General features: G+C 39.3%; 15 protein-coding genes and 1 tRNA gene. 8 read left to right on the top strand and 8 right to left on the bottom strand.

Going from position 1 to position 21566, the window contains the following annotated elements:
* Positions 1–11: 11 nt before the first annotated feature.
* Both AC1DNH_RS07195 and AC1DNH_RS07200 read right to left on the bottom strand, forming a co-directional pair.
* The gene (locus AC1DNH_RS07195; protein WP_477584625.1) at positions 12–617 is read right to left on the bottom strand and encodes a hypothetical protein; all 606 of its coding nucleotides are present in this window, start codon (positions 615–617) and stop codon (positions 12–14) included.
* Positions 618–888: 271 nt separating this feature from the next.
* A complete protein-coding gene (locus AC1DNH_RS07200; protein ID WP_477610877.1) occupies positions 889–1563 on the bottom strand; it encodes a hypothetical protein in 675 nt (224 codons plus the stop codon).
* A gap of 519 nt (positions 1564–2082) precedes the next feature.
* On the opposite strand from AC1DNH_RS07200, the gene AC1DNH_RS07205 reads away from it, so the two are divergent.
* Positions 2083–2658 (top strand): dihydrofolate reductase family protein, encoded by a 576-nt coding sequence (locus AC1DNH_RS07205; RefSeq protein WP_477584623.1) that lies wholly within the window; start codon positions 2083–2085, stop codon positions 2656–2658.
* Between the two features lie 477 nt (positions 2659–3135).
* Here the strand turns inward: AC1DNH_RS07205 and AC1DNH_RS07210 are convergent, their stop codons facing one another.
* From AC1DNH_RS07210 to AC1DNH_RS07235, 6 genes are all read right to left on the bottom strand, one after another.
* Positions 3136–3327, bottom strand: coding sequence for a hypothetical protein (locus AC1DNH_RS07210; protein ID WP_215130468.1), 192 nt, complete (start codon positions 3325–3327; stop codon positions 3136–3138).
* A 387-nt stretch (positions 3328–3714) separates the two neighbouring features.
* Complete coding sequence (locus AC1DNH_RS07215) at positions 3715–4794, bottom strand: FISUMP domain-containing protein (RefSeq protein WP_477611027.1); 1080 nt, start codon at positions 4792–4794, stop codon at positions 3715–3717.
* Positions 4795–5300: 506 nt separating this feature from the next.
* Positions 5301–6044 (bottom strand): hypothetical protein, encoded by a 744-nt coding sequence (locus AC1DNH_RS07220; RefSeq protein ID WP_477583196.1) that lies wholly within the window; start codon positions 6042–6044, stop codon positions 5301–5303.
* 104 nt (positions 6045–6148) lie between these two features.
* Positions 6149–6622, bottom strand: a complete 474-nt coding sequence (locus tag AC1DNH_RS07225; RefSeq protein ID WP_477583194.1) for an SMI1/KNR4 family protein — start codon at positions 6620–6622, stop codon at positions 6149–6151.
* A gap of 117 nt (positions 6623–6739) precedes the next feature.
* Complete coding sequence (locus AC1DNH_RS07230; RefSeq protein WP_477583192.1) at positions 6740–7165, bottom strand: hypothetical protein; 426 nt, start codon at positions 7163–7165, stop codon at positions 6740–6742.
* Between the two features lie 228 nt (positions 7166–7393).
* Complete coding sequence (locus AC1DNH_RS07235; protein ID WP_477583190.1) at positions 7394–8032, bottom strand: hypothetical protein; 639 nt, start codon at positions 8030–8032, stop codon at positions 7394–7396.
* Between the two features lie 200 nt (positions 8033–8232).
* Here AC1DNH_RS07235 and AC1DNH_RS07240 point away from each other — a divergent pair.
* The 7 genes from AC1DNH_RS07240 (at position 8233) to AC1DNH_RS07270 (ending at position 21553) form a co-directional block, all read left to right on the top strand.
* Positions 8233–8305: transfer RNA gene (locus AC1DNH_RS07240), tRNA-Lys, on the top strand.
* Positions 8306–8350: 45 nt separating this feature from the next.
* Positions 8351–9172 carry a class I SAM-dependent methyltransferase gene (locus tag AC1DNH_RS07245; protein ID WP_477611227.1) on the top strand — a complete coding sequence of 274 codons (822 nt, stop codon included), beginning with the start codon at positions 8351–8353 and terminating at the stop codon, positions 9170–9172.
* Positions 9173–9374: 202 nt separating this feature from the next.
* Positions 9375–11456 (top strand): FUSC family protein, encoded by a 2082-nt coding sequence (locus AC1DNH_RS07250; protein ID WP_477580863.1) that lies wholly within the window; start codon positions 9375–9377, stop codon positions 11454–11456.
* Between the two features lie 874 nt (positions 11457–12330).
* A complete protein-coding gene (locus AC1DNH_RS07255; RefSeq protein WP_477580861.1) occupies positions 12331–12990 on the top strand; it encodes a GDSL-type esterase/lipase family protein in 660 nt (219 codons plus the stop codon).
* Positions 12991–13712: 722 nt separating this feature from the next.
* Positions 13713–16631, top strand: coding sequence for a ligand-binding sensor domain-containing protein (locus tag AC1DNH_RS07260; RefSeq protein WP_477607986.1), 2919 nt, complete (start codon positions 13713–13715; stop codon positions 16629–16631).
* A gap of 260 nt (positions 16632–16891) precedes the next feature.
* Entirely contained in the window at positions 16892–20014 is a 3123-nt protein-coding gene (locus AC1DNH_RS07265) for a SusC/RagA family TonB-linked outer membrane protein (RefSeq protein ID WP_477607987.1), read from the top strand.
* Positions 20015–20026: 12 nt separating this feature from the next.
* Positions 20027–21553, top strand: a complete 1527-nt coding sequence (locus AC1DNH_RS07270) for a RagB/SusD family nutrient uptake outer membrane protein (RefSeq protein WP_477607989.1) — start codon at positions 20027–20029, stop codon at positions 21551–21553.
* Positions 21554–21566 lie beyond the last annotated feature (13 nt).

Here is a 21566-nt window from a genome sequence, read left to right on the forward strand (position 1 = left end):
TATCATCGCGCTTATTTTTCCTTGCAGATTTTTAAGTATTTGGTGTACTCATTCATAAACCGGTCGCGTTGTTTTTTATAGTCGCCAACACTCTCAAAATTTCTGTATTCCGGTTTCATATTGTTAAAGTAGAAGTAAACCGTTACACCGTTTCCTGGAAACATAATAAATGTTCCTAAGGTGCTGCCTGTTTCTATTGTTGCTCTGCTGAGTCCGTAAACTTTAAAGCCATTAAACTCAAGTTCGATCAAATCTTTAGTTTCCATACCCGTTGTATGTGAGTTTAAAAATTTCAGATTATCAATAAGGTTCTTTTTGTCCTGGTTATATGCTTTTTGTTCGGAAAGTTCAACTTTCAAGTTTACGAATGGAGCTTTCTTGTTGTTATTGTACAATATTCTATAACCATCTGTTCTGGTTACTTGAACTTGTCCAGCAGCCGTTGGTAGAATCCTTACCTTTTCTGAACTTTCTGGCAATCTGTCTGCACTGGCAGCAGTAAGGTTCGTTGCCGTTTTAAATGAAATATAACATGGTGTAATTTCATTTGTACTTGTAAAGCTTATTAAAAATGTTGCCAACAGAATGGCAGGAAACAAAGGCAATTTTGATTTCATGTTTTTAAGATCTCGTATAATTTAGTGGCAACAAGATAAAGAATTTTTAAACTTTGGTGCAACTAAATCAAGAAGTGCTAGCGCTACTGGCTTCGGTCTTGTATAAAGGACATTGTGAACTTATGCTTTCCGAAATTTAGATAGATTCATTTGAGACTTTTAAAGCACAAGTCTGGCCTTTACTTGGGTCGGAGCGCTAAGACTTGAGCTAGAATGGGGATATCTCTGTGATTTGTGGGGCACTTATCTATTAATATCTTATTCAGTAGTTTTAATCGTTCCAAATTAAAAGTCCGCCAATGTTTTCAATGTTTAGTTTTTCGATATCATTTATTTTATCAAGACGTTTTTCAAAATATTGAAGTGCTGTTTTAGCTTTTTCAACTGCTTTTTTGAGTTCATGTCGATCAATTGACAGCGTAATTTCTTGTGGTGTAGGTTGGAAGGGTTCATCAAATTCGTCAACCGAAAAATCAAATACGATATTGTCGCCATCAAATTTGATCTGTGGGGCAGGGTGTCCTTCGTAATAAGTATTTTGTAGCATTGAAAGTCTGTCCCAATACATGATATCACTCAGGCCTCCGCAACATTGAGGAAAATATTTGTCTTGCCCATCAATATTCAAAACATAACCGCCAAAAAATGTTGCAGCCTGTTGTCGTTCATATTTTCCATCTCTCATTTCTTGCGTATGGTCAATGACGAGTTTGGTTAAGTTGTTATCAGTAATTTCTGAGAGTTTATAGAATGGAAAACCTTTTAAATAAGGCGTCAGTTTATCATTAAAACCCGCTTTTCGAAAGCATTCTTGATGATAAGCGTTCCAAATTTCAGGATGCTCCCAATAAGGAAATTTGTCTGGTGCAGCTAGCCCCTGATTGTTATATCCGATTTCAATTACTGGTATCAAATCTATGAGCATGCTTGTTAATTTAGTTGCCACAAGTTAGGGGTTTAAGTTTACAGTTTTAAATTGACAGTTTACTGTTAACTTATCACCAGCTAGTGTTCATCAATCGGAACGGTAAAGGCATATGAATATAACAATCGCTATTCAACCTTGCCAAAAGCTACAAGCCCTCCTCAATAAACCTGACAGTAGCAGAAATCCTTTTTGTTGCTTCTTCGACAAGCTCAGGATAACAGCAACAAAAAGATTGTAGCGAATGGCGGGGCTGCGTTGCCCGAAAAGTACAGGACCACTCGTTTCCAAATCCTTTACCACTTCCAATTGGCTTTCTGTTAAACAACTAAGCACTTAACCATATAAGAAATATAAGGCCGTATAAGTTATAACACCCTAATAACGATCTTGTAAGCGGTAAAAATGGAAGATACTCCGGTAACCATCTTATATCAAATGCAAAAGGTCATAAAAACGCCTCGTTATTGTCACGATTGCCCCTCATGCGCGTTGCTCTTCTGTTGTAACTTTATCATCATCAAATCAATAGAAAATTAGATGAGAAAGATCAAAATAATGGAACATATCTCGCTTGATGGCGTGATGCAGCACGAAAACAGCGAGGATTTCGCACATGGCGGATGGACAACACCTTACCGGAGCCTGGAAGGTTTAGCAGCAGTATTGGAGGCGCAGGGTACTCACATCGATCTGTTGTTAGGCCGCAAAACCTACGATAGCTGGACCCAGTACTGGCCAAAGGCTGGAGATAATCCGATGGCGAACAGTTTAAATAACGGCAAAAAATACGTGGCCACTCATAGGCCCGACAGCCTCGAATGGGGACCTGTTGAAGATTTAGGCACTGACATCGTAAAGCGTATTCGCGACCTCAAATCAGCAGAAGGCCCTGACCTGATCGTGTATGGAAGTTCGACTGTGGTTGCTGTGTTATTGGAACATGGACTGGTTGACGAGGTTGTGCTGATGGTATACCCGGTATTGCTGGGCACGGGCAAACGTTTCTTTTCTGAAACCGCCAATGCGCGGGAACTGGCTTTTGTGAGCACGAAAACTACGCCTACAGGAGTGCAACTGAATACTTATCAATATGTTGGAGAACTGGGAAGTTAATTAGTTTGGAGTTGAGCGTTTGGAGTTTGGAGGCCGGAACGTCATTGCGAACCGAAGGCTAGGGGTTGTGAGGTGGCGTGAAGCAATCTATTTTATGGATTAGTCCGAAGTTTGGATTTCTAAAAGAGAACGAGAAGGGGATTAGTTTGGAGTTGAAAGGTTTTTTGGAGCGCATGGGCTGTAATCCTTGGGCTGGCTTCGGTCCTGCTGTCCGTTTCCCCCGATGAAACCTGTGAAACAAGCAATCACACAATAAAAAAAGTAAAAACTAGTGCTTAAATCGGGATCCACTTCCATCAGGGCTATTTAACATTGGGCTGTACCCCGAAACGAAGAAAACATATGAAGCAATCTGTTAGCGTATTAATCCGGGTTCAGGAGGGTGGGGGCGAAACCTAACATTGGAAGATTGGTTTTGGTACATCATTAAAAACGCCCATATTTTTGGGCATGAGCGCTTTTGTTTGTCATTATTCCTTAACGTTTAACGTCGGCTGGAGCATTGGTGGTCGAATCTGCTATTGAATCGGTGCTTGTACTATCGATCAATTTGTTCGTATCGGTGTATTTGTACATACTGTCGGCATTTTCCTGATCGGCTTTTTTACCACTACACGCTGACAACGCTAAACCAAAGGCAGCTACCAAGATTATTATTTTCGTTTTCATATCAAATGTTATTGGTGTACTTATATAATCCCTTTTAAAAGGCAATTGTTAAAAGAGGGTTTTGGTACGTCATTGCGATTAGTCGGAGTCAGGGGTCGGAGGTCAGAAGCCTGGACTTGTAAGCCAAACGATACGTCATTGCGAACCAAAGGAGAGGAATTGTGAGGTGAAGCAATCCAATCATTAAAAATAAACGATTTAAGCCCTATAATTAGATATCAGCTTATATCCCCTTCAATTCCTTATATGGTCAAATACCAATGTAAGTGGTGTTTGGTTTATCATTCCTTTAAACAAAATCAACCGGAAATCTTGATTATTCCCGGTTGAGTAAGCGATTTCTAACCTTTAGGTTCCGAAATATGAGCATTATTTGATATGGGCAAATTAATCTTTCACTAACCTTACCGCGGCACCTGTGGTTTTACTATAGTCGGTTACTCGCGGTTCGCTGTATTTGTTAAAGTCAAGATAGTAGGCAAAGCTGTCGCCGCTTGATTTGGTAGTACTCGACCACCAATAGCTTAACCATACCCCATACTTGAAAGATTGGCCGCCACCATATTCATCGCCACCTGCACTGCCATTGGTAAGTAAATTGAGACCTGAGGAGTTATCGCCATTGCCATGCGCAAATTTATACGAATCTTTTACGTCCCAGCCAGTAGTGCCACGCATTTTTTTACCGGCTACTTTTTCACCACCTAAAGCCGCAATAAGGGTTAAAAATTCACTGCTGCTAGGTACGTGCCAACCAGCAGGTGCTAAGCCACGGCGATCGGTAACCGCATAAAAGTTGTACAGCTTTCCGTATTTCTTTTCATTGCTGCTGTCGAAATTAAGGTAACAATAAGCGGGAATTTTTTCTCTGCTTACTTTTTCCCATTCTTTTTGGTTGGCTGCGTAATAAATCTGCTCGCCGTTTCTATAGGTGCTCACGTTTAAATTGGTACTTGTCCATACCTGGTTGCCAATTTTTACCTGCCCGGTAATTTCAGGCGAGGCATTGTATATTTCTTTTAACTGCGCCGCTTGTGCTGCATTACAGCTCCAAACAAAGTTGGTAGGTTGTATGCCGCCGCTTCTTTTTAAACATTCTTTAGTTGCTATTGCATCAGCTTCCTCTTTGGTTTTTGCTATACCCCAGCCAAATGCAGTACCCACATTACCGTTTATGGTGCGGTATGCCGCACAACCTGTGCCCGAATAGGTGAGCACAATGCTGCAAGATCCGCCACGTTTGTTGCATTCGTCAACCGCTTTCTTCTCGGCTTCTGCCCGGTTTGACTGATCGAATGAAAAACCATAATAAAACCCATTAGATCGGTCTATAGCCAACGCGCCATATTTGGTTTTAACCGGAACAGCCGTTTTGGTTGCCGATTTTTTTACCTGTGCAATTACAGCAGATGCCGTTGCCAATAGCACAAGCATTGGTGCCATTAGCAGGAGTTTGTTTATTTTCATGCCCTAATTTGTTTGTTTGTTGCAAGCAAATTTCCCCATCACACCAGTTAGCGTCAATACCTGTTATTGGGTATATTTTAATGAGGGTAGTGTGGAGTTGGAGGTTCGAAGTCTGGATTTCTTAAAAGGGAATTAGACGAGGATCAGTCTGGGTTGATAGGTTTTTTGGAGCGCAGAGGCTGTGATCCTTGGGCTGGCTTCGATCCTGCTGTCCGTTTCTCCCGAAGAAACCTGTGAAACAAGCAAGCACACAATAAAAAAGTAAAAACTAGTGCTTAAATCGGGATCCACTTCCATCAGGGCTATTTAACAATGGGCTGTACCTCGAAAAGACCCCCACTGGTACAGTTCTTAGTGGTTAGGAAGTGGATTGGATGATTTGTGCATTCACAGTATTTAGCTCATCAAGTTTTTTAATAAAGAAATTGATTTATAATTTAACGGAAGAACAAGTCATGCCGTTGCTAAGGTTGGGCGCTAAGACTTGCGCTAGAAAGGAGGAGTCGCTAATGGTTGTATTGTTTTAAGTCAATTTTGATCGTTTTATACTTTAGGTTCACCCCCTTAATATACTTTTCTGTAAAATATTTAATAGTAAGGATTTGCCCGTCAATAGTAGGATTGTCAAAAATGTATTCTGGGAACATGTAATTGTTATTTTTCATTCCCTTTTCGATTTCTCCTTTTTTGATTTTAATCCTGAACGATTTTTGAGTGTCGACATTATAGAGTGTTAGAGAATTAAAATCGAATTTTGGAATATGACTTCTGTTGGTAACAGAAACCACAAAAGGCATTTGACTATTGTCTGAAACGTAGATAGCTGTTCCAATTTTTTTTATTAGTTTACCAGAAGCTTTGCTGTATAAATAGTAATCGTCTGGATCGCAGCAACCAGAAATGACCCTGTTTGTATATAGGAATGTAGTTCTAAATTCTTGAAAACTTGTATGTCCAAGCCGATTAGTCAATTGTACTAATCCATCACCTAATGTAAAGATTGTTTTTTTCTCTCGATTTCTATTTTCAAAAGTTATCCATGAAGAGTCGCAGTTATAATTCCAGTATAGTTTTGCCCCATTATCTAAAGAAATTGGTTCACAAGAAATAATTTGGGCTAACAATGTATCCTTTGTGCAATCACAGTTTTTACTTGGATTTTTTTGAGTTATACTCAATTTAGTAGGGTGTTTATTAGTACAGGCAGCTACAATTAAAAGTAAAGCTAGAATATTTAGATAACGTTTCATAATATTGGAGTTAACATCGAAACATTTGGGTAGAATAGCTGGAGTTGTTCTAAAGATAGGGTTTTGGGATCCGATATACTAAAGTAAACCGAATAAAATTCATTTTATTTAGTCAATCGTTTTATATTTTCTCTCCAGATGTAAAGCCCGTCAAAAACACCGCCGGTTAAAAATGCCTCTAAAAATTCAGGGAATGAATTTGTTAAGGTGATTACATTTTCCACCTTGTTATAAATGTGGTAATCATTTCTGTCGACAGGATTTATATTGATTGTCCACATATCAGAATAGATTAAATATTCCGCAAAATGGAAATCATTTAGTTCCACTGCATAAGTATCTGGTTGGTCTATATTGTCAATAATTTCGTCTAATGGAATGATCCTAAACATATCTTCCTCTGATTCGAAACCATTTGAAAAGCTATAGAATTTAACTAAATCATCGGGTAATTTAACTCTCATGATGTTCTCAAAATCCAATATTTCCGTTGGGGAAGCTGGCGCATAAAGCATAATCCCAAGTTCTTCCTTATCAGCCATAATTCTGGCTATAATGTCTGTTATTGTTGGATGCATGAGTATTTGATTAGGATAATCGTCCTTATGAAATTTTGTAAATAACTATATAATTTAAATTCTATAGCCTATTTTCTTTTGTTCTTCACACGTGGCAGGCATGCGCCAGCGGAGGTATTATTCATCTATGTCTTCGAACGTTAATTTGTTGTTTTTCTTTTCAATTTCTATTTTCCTCCAGGTTGGTGCATATCCACTTCCATGTGGCTCAAAAAGTTCCCTAACATACTGTTCTTCTGTTTCGTAATTTGTAAATCTTTTAGGCCCATTGTAGTCGCGTTCCTGGTTATCAAAACGGGTTGTAACTTCTTCCTCTTTAGAGAAATTAGAAGCATTTTTTATCTGATTTATGATTCTTTGTTTATCATTAGGTGTAATAATCAAAGTAAAGGTGTGGTAATAGTCACCCACTCCCCAATCAGATTTATTCTCCTCAATTTTATAATTATCTTTTAGCTGAATACCCTGCTCCATTAGTAATTTTTCTGCATCTGTTTTCGAAAACAGCTCGTCTTCGAATACATATAAAACAGTTTTTATCAAGATCAAAAGTGTCAAAATTATGGAGATATATTTTCCAACCTTTGGGTAGCCCAATTTCTTTGGTAACCAATATGTAAGGTAAATAAGGGCTGTTATTAAGAAAAAAAATATAAATCCAATTATTATTATGATCATTTGTTGGCTTTAATATATCTGCATAAATGTTTAATTGAAGAGCGGACTTTTTTCATAAATGCTTCAGGTCAATAGTGTAAAACACAAGCGTTTTTAAGTTGATCGGTCATTTATAATGTCGAGTGGTGTAGCAAATGAACCCTTATTTGTAATATAATCTTTATCATCTTCGGTTAGTTCGTTTGTACCGAGTGCAATGTCTTCCCATACTTTTCCGTCTTTTCGTTTAAGTGCAAATTCAATTGTCTCAATTTTTGGTTTTTTGTTCAGTCCTAACATTGTCAGATCTATAAATTGGCCTTTTTTGATGTCTCCTTTCACGACTGTTCCAAGTAAGAAAAATTGTTTTCCTTTCAATTGATAAGCATTGTTAAGCTTAAACAGAGCAATGGTTATTGCATGCCAATTATCACCACAATGTCGGCATTGCCTTGCGTATGGAGTCCTTGCAAGTTTATTACACTTTGGGCAATTGTTAAGAAATACCTTTTCAGGATTTTCCGTCGTTATTCGTCTTGCTACATTCAACTCAAATTCATCATAGCCATGTTTTAGAAAATTAAGTATTTCGGATTCCGTTCTAATCCAACCTCTATTAGTCAAAATTCTTCTCATCTTAGGATCATCAGAAGTCTTATAGGTATGCATATGGTGTTTCAGTGCTAACTTTTCATTGTCAGTCATTAAGTTACTGAAGTAGTTTATAATATAACTTGCTGTCTCTTGGTCCATGTTAGGTTTTGTCGTAGTTGCTACCAATGCTTAAATATAGCAACTGTTATTTTATCAATTTCGTGATTGAGTAAATGAAGAGAATTTTATTTAAGTTAAGGGCAATGGCGTATACTAATGTGCATTTAACGAACCCAACTCCTTAAGCTATTTAGCGAGATTAATATATTTCCCCTTTTTATCCTATATTTATTTTACCAGACTTCTTAGCTCAGTTGGTAGAGCAACAGACTCTTAATCTGTGGGTCCAGGGTTCGAACCCCTGAGGGGTCACAATATCACTTATTGTATTTGAACGAAATATAAAATTAATCGTTTATGAACGATACTTTGCCAAAAGACCCTTCGGCTGATTTGCCGGGAGATACTGCTACTCGTTACGAGCAGTTTTTCGGCCCATTATTCTTTGAGCCCTATGCTATAGAAGTTGCAAAACGAATTCAATCCATTCCGGTTTCTGTAGTGCTCGAAATTGCGGCTGGGACAGGGCGTGTTACCCGTCATATTAGGGAGCATATTCCATACGCAGCAAAGCTGATCGCTTCAGATATTAGCGAGGAGATGTTGGCCGTAGCCAAAAAGACGTTGAGCCACCTTGATATTGACTGGCGAAATATTGATGCCCAGCAACTTCCTTTTAATGATAATAGTATAGATTTGGTGGTTTGCTGCTTCGGGTATATGTTTGTTCCTGATAAACCGAAAGCATTTGCAGAGGCCTATCGGGTTTTGAAACCAGGTGGCCTGTTTTTATTTACCACCTGGGATAAGCTGGAAAATAATGCGGCATCTTATTCTGCCAGATCTATTGCAATGAAATATTTAGAACACCCCTTGCCCGAATCGCATAATCTTGCAACCTCGATGAATAATGAAGCGCATATAACACTATTATTAAAGGATGCCGGCTTTGCAAAAATATCAATTGAAAAAGTAAAACTTTTTTCCGTAAGTCCAACCGCAAAAGAAGCTGCATGCGGTTTGGTAGAGTGGGGACCTGTTTATGAGGAGATCAAAAAACAGAATCCTGACTGTATAGACGAGATAAAAATTAAGGTGGAAAAAGAACTTGCTGAAAAATTCGGAGCTGCTCCCATGATCGCTCCAATAAGTGCTGTATTCAGTCAGGCGTGGAAATAATAAGAACCCCTTCCTCTCCGTAGTGTTCAGCGCAGCGTCACTACCAAGTAACACAGAAGATTAAGTTATGAACACGCAATTACGCTGCTAAAGTCCAAAGAACAGATCGGTATCTGGTTTTGTGTAGCTATTTGTTATGCATGCATTATAAATCTGTTATCTTTGCAGCTTTTATCAATTATCAGCATTCATTAACATATTCATGGGCAAAAACAGCATCGGCTCTACCATTTCGTATTTCTTTTTAGGCGAGTACTTTTCTGATGCCCTGCGCACCACCATTACTGTGGTATTGCCCATTATTTTATTCTTTTACCTGGGTAATCCTGAAGCGGCAAAAGGAATAGGGGTTGGGGCTTTACTGATCAGTTTAACCGATCTGCCCGATAACCGATTGAACAAGCTGAAAACAGCACTATCGAGTATTATCGTTTTTTTCGCCACCACGCTGGTGGTTTCATCAGTTTTAGATGATGTTTATTTAACTGCGGTGGTAGTAGTCATCGCTGCTTTCAGCTTTTCGATGTTTGTCGTATACGGACAGAAACTCTCGCTGATTGGTACCATGGCGCTGATTGTATGTACATTCGTGATGGGTCTTCACCCTGAACGACCGCTGTATTTTAGCAGTTATATCCTGGTTGGTGGAGTTTGGTATTATATCATCAGTTTAATCCAGATTTTAATCCGCCCTTACCGCTCACTTCACCATGCCATTTTCGAATGTTTGATGAGCAGCGCAATGTTCTTGAATGCCAAAGCCAAAAATTACGATGTGGATGAACCACTCGATCTGCAACAAAAGGAAGCCATAAAACTGCACATTAAGGTTAACCAGAAACATGAACTGATCAGGAACCTGTTGCTTACCGATAAGTACGCTATGAACCCCGATAACGTTAAAGGCCAACTGTTATTAGAAAGGGCGAGGTTACTGATCGATTTGTATGAGCAATTGAATGCCGTACATTATGATTATGCCTTGGTGCGCAAAACGCTGGCAACGGGCCCGAGTTTAAAACTGATTGCCACCTTGATTGGATTGCTGGCGAAAGAGCTTGAACAGTTGGGCAGGCACGTTCGGTCGGCCAAGGCTTATAAGGGAGAAGTGGCCACCAATATCGAATATTACCAGAAACGCGTAATGCTGTTGCAGGAAATGGAGCGTTTAAACGAAACCCAGCGTAAAATTGTATTAAAAGTGGTTTCGAACATGAACGATATTGTGCGCATTATCGAAATGATTAGGGGCAATGAGCGCACGCCCGAGAAACATTTACAAGAACTGAGCGGATCTATTTCTTATCCCTTGTTTGTTACCGGCGATCGCTTTTCGATCAGGGAACACGTTACGTTAAAATCGCCAATCTTTAGGTTTTCGTTGCGCTTGGCCATCTGTTTTCTGTTTGGTTTCTTGCTCATTTGGCAGTTGGAACCGAGCAAATACAGTTACTGGCTTTTTCTCACCCTGGTCATTGTGGCAAGACCTAAATTTTCGATTACCTGGAAACGGAACTTACAGCGGTTAAAAGGAAGTCTTGGCGGGGTCGCCGTCGGATTGATCATCATCTATTTTGTGAAGAGTCCGGCGGTGCTGCTTTCTTTTTCGGTGATTTTTTTATTGGGTTTTTATGCCTTTAACCGTTTAAATTATACCGTAAGTGTATTGTTTATTACCCCAGCAGTAATTTTAACGCTGGGCAGTTACCAAGGGCATTTCGACCATATTGTACACGACAGGATTATTTTCACGGTGCTGGGCTGTGTAATTGCCATTTTTGCTACCTATCTTTTCCCCATTTGGGACAGCCGCCAGTTGAAAGAGAAAATAAGCAAAGCCACAAAAGATAGTTTGCACTATTTGCAGGTGGCGATAGAAAGGAAGGAAAACCTGGGCGAGAATATTCCGCGCATGGCCAGAAAAAATGCCAACCTGAGTTTATCTGCATTAAGCGAAGCGATTGAATCGGCCAGTCAGGAGCCCATGCGGAAACATATCGATTTTAATGGTTTGTATGGGGTACAGTCGACCATTTACCAGATCAATGCAATTATTACTTCTATATACCTTTCGCTTAACCATAAACCAGAACAGGCTGATCCATTGTTGGTTAATCAGATTGTAGGTAACCTGAGTACTGCAGAGGTGCTAAAAAGTGATGCTAGGCCTCATGTTGATGCAATAGATGTTGATCATGATGACCATTCTACCAAACAGAAACTGGCACATATTGCGGCTTTATCGTTAGAATTTAACAGGTTTAGTGCTGGTTTCAGGGGTTAAATTTAATTGTTTGTCAGTCTGTCCAAAGGACTCCTACGGAGAGGGGAGTCAGGGCCCTGCTAGCTGTTGACTTTTGAGCTCTTTTTTGTTCCCGCAGATTAAGGTGATGAGCGCAGAAACTTCAAGATCATCAATTTTCTAGAGATAGATTAACTCGTTGAGCTTATATGAAACTTATATGTCTTATATGGTTCACAGAAAGAGGGTCTTCGACAGACCACATTGACAGACTCCAATAAAGTGGTCGTCATTCCCGCGCAGGCGGGAATCTTAAAGCGCTCGCTACTAGCGATAGTTGTAAGATTGCTTCGTTGGCTGAAAAAGCCTTCTCGCAATGACGATAATCTGAGGAGATTTAATTTTTTAAATTCTCCTGTCATTCATATTGATTTTTATACATAAATTACCCCTCAGGATGATAGATTCTAAAAATCAGCGTCAGCGGGAACCCCCTTTATACTAATCATAGCAAATTGTTCGTTAATAACCTTCAACAGCCTTAGCTTGATAGCGGATGCCCGCAAGGAGAACCTTTGAACGATTTTTATTAAAAAGCTTCATTTCAGGGTTGTTAAGCGTTCTTCTTTAAAATTAAATGCATTGATTATTAGTGTTTTATTATTCTTTTAGTTAATTAGTGTTAATTATTTAGAATAATTCTAAATAAAGACCTATATTTGTTCATCATTATATTTGGTTAGTTGATGATAACAAGACCTGTTTGCCTGCATTACTCAATGCAGGCGAATCAGGCACTACTCCACAGTAAATTTCAATCTATTTCTTTTACATACGTACAGTAATAAATTTGATTGAATTGATAGTAAAAAATAGGATATTGGTATATTGTGAGCCTTTAAACATCCTTATTCGCATGAAAAGATCATTTTTAAGCTTCCTTTTGATTTCTTTTTTAACTGTAACTGCTTTTGCCCAAAAGAAACCTAATTTTTGGGATGACGTGCAAACCATTAAAAAATACGATCAAATGTACAAACCACCCGTTCATCCGGTGTTGTTTGTAGGAAGTTCATCCATCAGGAAATGGGACGACTGTACACAGATTTTTGCCAAATACAATGCTTTAAACCGCGGAATAGGTGGTGCTGTAATTAACGATATTACCTTTTATTTAAATGATGTTGTTTTTCCTTACCAGCCTAAGCAGATTGTACTGTATGTGGGGGAGAACGATTTACCAAACGAAACGGTTACACCTGATACTGTTTTAAACCGCACCATCCGTTTAGTGCAGGCCATTAGGGCAAAGTTACCAACGGTGCCTATTGTTTACATCTCTATTAAACCAAGTCCGAGCAGGGATAAATTTAAAGCAAAGGCAGTAGCTTCGAATGCATTGATCGCAAAATTTTTAGCTAGAGAGGCCAACACGAAATTCGTTAATATATATCCATTGATGCTAACCAAAGACGGGCAGCTTAGACCAGAACTTTTTGTTGGAGATATGTTGCACATGAATGTTGCTGGTTATGCCATCTGGCGAAAAGCGGTAGAACCGTATTTAATGAAATAGTCATTTTTTACCAACTAAGAGATTCTGATCAAGATATTTTTCTCTAATTATTTTTACCATATAAGACATGTAAGAACATATGAGCTTACATGTCCTTAAATTCTTATATGGTTAGAAACCTTTAGGATGTTGCGCTTTAAAATAAAACAACATCTTTTTTTACAACCTAAAAAGGCTGTCTCATAATTATAGTTTGCTTCGAATTTGCCAAGTTGTCCAAAGGACTTCTACGGAGAGCCTGTCGAAACGCCTTATGAGACATCTAAAAAAGGTCCTTCGACAAGCTCAGGATGACAATTTTATATTTATAATACAGCTTCTTTTAATTTCATTGCACAGTCCCAGCAAACTAGCCCCGATTGAACGGAAAGCCCGCAATCTTGATTTTTCATCGGGAGAGGACTTGAAGTAAAAGCGGGACTGAAACAACCCTAAGCACTACAGGCTTTGTGCTCCAAAAAATAAGATTAAATTTTCTCACCACCTCAAGCAAATACCCCCCTAAGGTGTCGCTGCCACCAGATTACCCATCATTTTACCATATAAGAGATATAAGAACACATAAGCTTTCATTTTACCATCTAAGGCAACTTGGCACACCTAAGAAAATAAACATTAGCTATTTCATACTCATAATGATTTGTTTTAGTGGATGCGGTAAGCAATGTTAACCGGAATTAAAATTATATATTTATTATTGCGTGCGAATGATCCCTAACCATATGTACAAACTTCTGCTTGCCGTTACTTTTCTTCTGATGGGCTATCATGCGTCGGCCCAGGATCTTTTGGGCATTCCGCAGATTGTAAATTACAATAACGAGCAGTACAACGCAGGGATGCAGAACTGGGACGTTAAACAGGATAAAAACGGGATTCTTTATTTTGGGAACAATGAGGGGCTGCTTACTTTTAACGGTCGCTATTGGAACCTGTTTCGCTTACCTAATTATACCTCGGTACGCTCCATCGGGATCGACTCTAAAAACCGGATTTATGTAGGTGGACAGGATGAATTTGGTTTCTATTACCCCAATGAGAAAGGGATTTTAAAATATACTTCGCTTTTAAGCCTGCTACCCGAAAACCTGCGGAAACTGGCTGATATATGGGACATCTCGATTATCCACGACGAAGTTTTTTTCAGGTCGAACAATTCCATTCTGCATTATAAGGATGGGGTGATTAAAAACTATAAACCCAGTAAGGCCTGGCTATTTATGGGCATGGCCAATAATAAAGTGTTTGCCCAATCGGAAGAATCGGTTTTAATGGTTTATGAGCAGGAAATGTGGAAGCCTTTTTGTGCTGATCCGGTTTTCAAGAAATCGTCTGTTACAGCTATTTTACCTTATAATGGCGATACTTTGATGGTTTCTACGTTAAAGGGCGGTTTTTTTCTATTGATTAACCATCAGCTTAAACCCTTCAAAACCAATCTCGATCATGTGTTTTTTAACGACCGGATTTATTTTGCCAATCAGATCAATCAAAATCTGTATGTAGTAGGCACCACCTCTGGAGGGGTATATATTATGAACAAAGGTGGAGAACTGATTCAGAAATACAATTACAGGGAAGGTTTGCAGAACAACAACGTAAGGGGAGTACTGCAAGACCGCGATAAGAACATGTGGTTGGCTTTAGATGATGGGATTGCCTATGTGGCCATAAATAGCGCTATTAAAAGTATTTTTCCTGACCGTAATAAACAGATTACGAGTTATGCATTTAGGAAGTTTAACCAATCAGTTTATATTGGTACATCGAACGGTTTGTACATGACCAAAGTTAATCCTGCTGCCGAAGATTTAAGTTATGCCACCTCGAATTTTGAGGAGGTGAAAAATACTAAAGGGCAGGTTTGGGGGCTTGATGAGATTAACAGTAAGCTGTTGCTTGCACACGAGGAGGGTACACTTTTGGTGCAGAACAATGTAGCTAAGCCGCTTTACAATTTACCAGGCACCTGGTTGTACCAGACTTTAGATCGGGTTTACCCGAGCAGCGAGGTTATTGCAGGCACTTATTGGGGTTTACAACGCTTAACCTATAAGGATGGGCTATTTAATAATGGCGGAAGAATTGACGGCATAAATGAGCCGCTGCGGTTTCTTGTAGCGGATAATAATAACCCCGATCATATCTGGGCATCGCACCCTTACCATGGGGTATATAAAATAGAATTGCAGCCCGATCATAAACGTGTACTGCATACCACCATGTATACTGACCGCGATGGATTACCTTCTAAATTGTACAATTATGTGTACCATATAAAAAACAGGGTGGTAATTGCAACTGTTGATGGCATTTATGAATATGATAACACGAAGAAAAAATTTGTCCGCCTAAAATTATTGGCCAATGCCATAAAGGGTATTTCGGTGCAATATATGAAGGAGGATAACGACGGGAACATTTGGTTTGTAAGCAATAAAAAAGTAGGCGTAATCGATTTTAGCCGGCCATCAGGATCGAATCCTTTTAGTATTTTTTATTTGCCCGAGTTAGATGGCAAAGTAGTAGGCGGCTTCGAATCTATTTACCCCTTGGATAGTAAAAACATATTTATTGGAGCCAATAAGGGAGCCTACCATATTAACTATGAAAAATACATCGAGAACATAACCAAACCAATTGTAGTGCTGGGGCAGATTAAATTGCTTGGTAAAAAGGATAGTTTGGTTTTTGGAGGCTATTTTACAACCAAGGGCATCATTTCTGCCAAACAGGATCAGAACGAGATACCTGAATACACCAATAATTTAAATTCAATGCATTTCGAATATTCCTCAACGTTGTTCGAGCATGATAAAAATATTAAATTCAGTTATCAGTTGGTTGGTTTCGATAAGGAATGGTCGGCATGGAACACGAAAAGCGAAAAGGACTATACCAATCTACCTGCTGGGAAATATACTTTCAATATTAAAGCCAGAACGGATGTAGGTAACGAATCGGAAGCGGTAGGCTATACTTTTGTCGTGCTGCCAGCCTGGTACAATACCATATGGATGAGGATTTTTTACCTGATTTTGATTGTGCTGTTAATTAGGTTGATTATTAGATGGCAGAAGCGAAAACACATTAAAGAGCAGGAGCGGATGAGCTACCTGCATCAGCTGGAACTGGATCGGAACGAAAAGGAAATTGTTAGGCTGCAAAACGAAAAGTTAGAAGCCGATGTAAATTACAAGAACAAAGAACTTTCTACCATGACCATGCACCTGGTACAGCGTGGCAAAGTATTGGCCAAGATTAAAGAAGTGATATCGGCTGTAATTAAAAACCACGATATAAATGAGAGCTCACCAAGTTTCAGGCACCTCATCAGGCTAATTAAGGATGTGGAAAAGAAAGACCAGGAACTGGACCATCTGAGCGTTCACTTCAATCATGTAAACACCGAATTTTTCAATAAACTGAAAGACCTTTACCCTGATTTAAGTCAGAACGATTTAAAGTTTTGTGCTTATTTGTCGATGAATCTTTCGTCAAAAGAAATGGCGCAGTTGATGAATGTAACCATTAAAGCCATCGAAGTGGGCCGATATCGCTTAAGAAAGAAGCTCCAGCTTAAGCCAGAGACTAATTTATATGAGTTCCTGATCAACATTGCCCGCCAAAAAACACCTTAAAACAATGTTTTCGTTACAAATAAGAACGTTTTTAGTTAAAATAGCTTAAGTGTCTGGTATTCAGTTTGATTTCATTTTCATTGTAGGGCTTATGTAGGCCTAAAAATCTTCTTTTTTGGTTAATTGAGTGCTGCTGTATGGTTTGTGTAGTAGCGTAAAATTGTTCAATTGTACTGCACGGTTATAGATTTGATTTATGAAACGGGCTACCAAAAGCCCCGGTCATTAACTAACCAAATATTAACTTAAAACTAATTTCTATGAGAGGAAGATTTACATTCGTATTCTTCATTTACTGTATCATGGCATTTCCGCTGGCCTTATTGGCACAAGACATTCCGGTTACAGGAAAAGTAACAGAACAAAATGGTGCCCCTTTACCTGGCGTAACGGTTAAGCTTGATGGAACTACCAAAGCTGCATCTACAGATGCCAATGGTGTTTTTAGCATTCAGGCACCTGTTGGCGGTAAATTAACTATCAGTTTAATTGGTATGGCAACGCAAACGGTAACCGTTCCTGTAGGCGGCCGTATCAATGTTTCGCTTGCAGCGGATTCGAAAGATTTAACGGAAGTTGTAGTGGTAGGTTACGGTACACAAAAGAAAAGTGTCGTAACCGGATCTATTTCTAGCGTAAAGGCAAAAGATTTAGAAACGATGCCGATTAACAGAATTGAGCAGTCGCTACAAGGTAGAACATCTGGTTTAACTATTGCAAGTGGAAACGGGCAACCGGGTACCAGTTCTACGGTTAGAGTAAGGGGATACACTTCTTTCGCATCGTCGGGAAATAACGATCCGCTTTGGGTTGTTGATGGGGTTATTGTTGATAATGGTGGTATCGGTTATTTAAATCAATCTGATATCGAATCGATTGAGGTTTTAAAAGATGCCGCATCGCAGGCCATTTATGGTGCACGGGCTGCAAATGGAGTAATTATTATTTCAACCAAAAAAGGAAAAGCAGGCGGGATAAACATCAATTACAATGCATTTTATGGTACCTCGGCTCCGGCTAAGAAACTCGATTTGTTGAATGCAACAGATTATGCCATCATCAGAAATGAATCGGCCGTTAATTCTGGGAAAGCTGCACCTTATGCAAATCCTGCATCTTTTGGGGTTGGCACAGACTGGCAATCGGTAATCTTTAATAATGATGCGCGCAGACAAACACATGAGTTTAGTGTATCCGGCGGAAATGATAAAGCGAATTATTATACATCCTTTGGTTATATAGACCAAGATGGTATAGTTGCAAGCCCGATTTCGCAATGGAACAGGGCAAACGTTCGTATAAATACTACTTTTAAACCGGTAAAATGGTTAACCTTTGGAGAGAATATGGGGTATAGCCACTCCGTATCGAGCAGTTTGGGTAATACCAATAGCGAATTTGGCGGACCTTTAAGTTCTGCTATCAATTTAGATCCTATTACACCTGTAATTGAAACCAATCCGGCTATTATTGCTGCCTCGCCGTATACCTTGCCAAATGTTTTAAGAGATCCGGCCACTGGTTTTCCATACGGATTGTCGAGTGTGGTTGGACAAGAAATGAGTAACCCACAGGCATACATGCAAACCAGACTGGGAAATTATACCTGGGATCATAATATTGTTGGAAACGTATTTGCAGAGATTCAGCCTTCGCAGGAATTTAAATTCAGATCATCTCTTGGAACAAAGGTTGCATTTTATGGAGAGGACCGTTTTACACCTCTTTTTTACTTAACCTCGTCAACCAAGAATGATAAGGCATCGTTTTACAGGGAGATGAACACGGTGTTAAACTACAACTGGGAAAATACCTTAAGTTATACCAAAAACATAGGTAAACACCATGCTTTTGCCATATTAGGTCAGGGCTATTACCTGGATAATAATAATCGTGGCATAAATGTAAACTTTGCCAACGTAATTGCGACAAACTTTTACGAAGCCAATATGAACTATAAACCAATTGCGGGTGATAGAACCAGCGATGGTAGCGATGGTACGGCGCACACCATTAACTCGTTGTTTACCAGGGTAACGTATGATTACGATGAGAAATATTTATTTACAGGTATTATCCGTCGTGATGGATCTTCGCGTTTTGGTAGCAACAACAGATTTGGTTACTTCCCATCGTTCTCACTAGGTTGGGTACCAACCAAAGAGGGCTTTTGGAAAGAAAATAAAGTGATTAATTTCTTGAAAATCCGTGGGGGCTATGGTGTTACCGGTAACGATGCCATTGGCGATTTCAGGTATGTTGCGTTGGTGAACAGCGGGCGTAATTATACTTTTGGTACTACAGATATAAGTACTATTGGATGGAGTCCGGCTGCCTTGTCAAATCCTGATTTGAAATGGGAAGAAACCCGTCAAACCAATATAGGCTTCGACTTAACCTTATTTAATAATTTTAATCTATCGGCCGAGTATTATAAAAAGAAAACCGTTGGTGTTTTGCAAACGCCTGATATCCCATTATACGTTGGGGCAGCAGGTGGAGCAGCAGAAAATGTTGGCGACATGCAAAATACAGGTCTTGAGTTCGAAGTTGGCTATAAAAAGAAAATCGGCGAGTTTAACTTAGGCGTTAATGCAAATCTATCGACATTAAAAAACAAGGTGACCAAGCTGTTGCCAGGAAAAACTTTTATTGAAGATAATGCACAGAGCTTTCAAACCATGGGTAATTTTACCAGAACAGGTTTAGGCAGATCTTTCAACGAATTTTATGGTTACGAAATGCTGGGTATATTTCAGTCGCAGGCAGAAATTGATGCATATAAAGGACCAAACGGCACTATTTTGCAACCTACAGCAAAGCCTGGTGATATTAAATATGCCAATCTAGATGGTAATGAATCTATTACCGCTGGCGATAGAACCTATATTGGCAGTCCGCTACCTAAGCTTACTTATGGTGTTACCGTAAACCTGGCCTACAAAGGCTTTGATATGGTGGTGTTTGGTAATGGTGTTGCGGGTAATATGATTTTTCAGGGCTTAAGACGTTTAGATGTTACTTATGCCAACTGGCAAAGTTCAATTTTAGACCGTTGGACACCAAGTAATCCTTCTTCTACTGTACCAAGGGTTGTAGAAACAGATCCAAACGGAAACAACACAAAATTCTCGAAAAAATACCTGGAAAAAGGCGACTATTTTAGGTTAAAAACACTTCAGATTGGTTACAATCTTCCTTCAAAAATTACGCAGAAAATTGGTGCACAGAAGCTTCGTGTTTATTTAATGAGTGAAAACCTTTGGACAATTACCAATTATTCTGGTTATGATCCGGAAATAGGTGGAACAGTATTGGGTGTAGATAGAGGTGTTTATCCTCAGGCCCGTTCATTTATGGTTGGTTTAAATGTTGGATTTTAATTTTTAATAAAAATGAAAAAGAATATTTTATGCTTTGCGGCTTTATTGGTGGCCGCTCAAGCAATGGTTTCGTGCCAAAAGCAATTGGACGTTAATCCTAGAGAACGGGTTTTGGAGAGTAGTTATTATGCAAATCAACAGCAAGCATTTAATGCTTTGGTTTCGGTTTACGATCAATTGGGCAATCAATCATCGGGTTATTTAACCAAGCTTAATATTTTTGCTTCGGGCTCTGACGATCATTATGCAGGTGGAGATTCCCCTTCAGATTTAGGGGACCTTCAGGCAATGAACAACTATACCGTAACGTCTTTATCTGGTGCGCCAAGTTACTTATGGGGCAAGGGTTTTACAGGTATTTACCGGGCCAATGTACTGTTAAAGAAAATTGAAGGCATTAGTATGGATGCCGGCTTAAAAAATAGGTATATCGCTGAGGCAAAAGCTTTAAGAGCAATTTTCTATTTTGATCTGGTTCGTATCTTTAAGAATGTACCGTTATTGTTAGAACCTGTTGATAAAGACAATCTGTTTAATGTTGTGCAGGCACCTCCAGCTGATGTTTATAAACAGATTGAAGCCGATTTAACCGCTTCACTAACAGCACTTCCATCAACAATCCCGACAGGAGAAGCTGGTCGTCTTGGTCAAGGTGCAGTTCATGCTGTATTGGGTAAAGTTTATTTGTGGCAAGAGAAATGGGCACCGGCAGCAGCAGAATTTGCACTTGTAAATGGTACAGCTCCAGGTGCGAGTACTTATGGTTATAAACTGCTTCCAAATTTTGCTGATTTATGGAATGTTAAAAATAAATTCAATTCCGAGTCGGTACTCGAACTGGCCTACAATACCACATCTAACATGGCATGGGGAACAGTAGGCAGCGGCGAAGGAAACGTGATGGGGATTTTGGTAGGACCACGGAATTACGTTCCTAAAATTGCAGCTCAGGCGCCAGACTATGTATCGGGCTGGAGTGTAATGCCTTTTACACAGGAGTTTTTCGATCTGATCCACTTCGATCCGAGAAATAAACCGACGGTAGCAAACTTAGATAGTTTAGAAAAAGCTGGGATTGTTTCTTACAAGCATGCAAATGCCAATACCGGTTATTTTGTTGAAAAATTTGCTGGCCGAAATTCTACAAAAGCGGCAGTTGGACAACTAGAATTAAACTTCGGTCAAAATATGTACGAAATCCGTTTGGCCGATACTTATTTAATGGAAGCCGAAGCTTTATTAAAAAGTGGCGCTGCTGTTGGTGTTGGTACCAAAGCTTATACCATGTTAAATGCAGTAAGGGGAAGAGTAAACTTAAACCCTGTTGCGGTTACTATGGATAATATTATGAAAGAAAGACGTATTGAGCTTGCTGCCGAAGGACAACGCTGGTTTGATTTAGTGAGATGGGGATTGGCAGCATCGAAACTTTCGTTTAAGGGATTTGTGGGTGGAAAGAATGAAATTCTTCCTGTACCAGAAAGAGAGCTTGCAAATTCAAAAATAGTTCAAAGTAAAGAATGGGGTGGTTCAAAATAACATCTCATCTATG

It is taken from the genome of Pedobacter sp. 01N310 (assembly GCF_056399805.1).

Bases quoted from the DNA above. Each gene is read 5' to 3' on its own strand.
- AC1DNH_RS07195 (WP_477584625.1), bottom strand. From the start codon at position 617: ATGAAATCAAAATTGCCTTTGTTTCCTGCCATTCTGTTGGCAACATTT.
- AC1DNH_RS07205 (WP_477584623.1), top strand. From the start codon at position 2,083: ATGAGAAAGATCAAAATAATGGAACATATCTCGCTTGATGGCGTGATG.
- AC1DNH_RS07210 (WP_215130468.1), bottom strand. From the start codon at position 3,327: ATGAAAACGAAAATAATAATCTTGGTAGCTGCCTTTGGTTTAGCGTTG.
- AC1DNH_RS07215 (WP_477611027.1), bottom strand. From the start codon at position 4,794: ATGAAAATAAACAAACTCCTGCTAATGGCACCAATGCTTGTGCTATTG.
- AC1DNH_RS07220 (WP_477583196.1), bottom strand. From the start codon at position 6,044: ATGAAACGTTATCTAAATATTCTAGCTTTACTTTTAATTGTAGCTGCC.
- AC1DNH_RS07225 (WP_477583194.1), bottom strand. From the start codon at position 6,622: ATGCATCCAACAATAACAGACATTATAGCCAGAATTATGGCTGATAAG.
- AC1DNH_RS07235 (WP_477583190.1), bottom strand. From the start codon at position 8,032: ATGGACCAAGAGACAGCAAGTTATATTATAAACTACTTCAGTAACTTA.
- AC1DNH_RS07245 (WP_477611227.1), top strand. From the start codon at position 8,351: ATGAACGATACTTTGCCAAAAGACCCTTCGGCTGATTTGCCGGGAGAT.
- AC1DNH_RS07250 (WP_477580863.1), top strand. From the start codon at position 9,375: ATGGGCAAAAACAGCATCGGCTCTACCATTTCGTATTTCTTTTTAGGC.
- AC1DNH_RS07255 (WP_477580861.1), top strand. From the start codon at position 12,331: ATGAAAAGATCATTTTTAAGCTTCCTTTTGATTTCTTTTTTAACTGTA.
- AC1DNH_RS07260 (WP_477607986.1), top strand. From the start codon at position 13,713: ATGTACAAACTTCTGCTTGCCGTTACTTTTCTTCTGATGGGCTATCAT.
- AC1DNH_RS07265 (WP_477607987.1), top strand. From the start codon at position 16,892: ATGAGAGGAAGATTTACATTCGTATTCTTCATTTACTGTATCATGGCA.
- AC1DNH_RS07270 (WP_477607989.1), top strand. From the start codon at position 20,027: ATGAAAAAGAATATTTTATGCTTTGCGGCTTTATTGGTGGCCGCTCAA.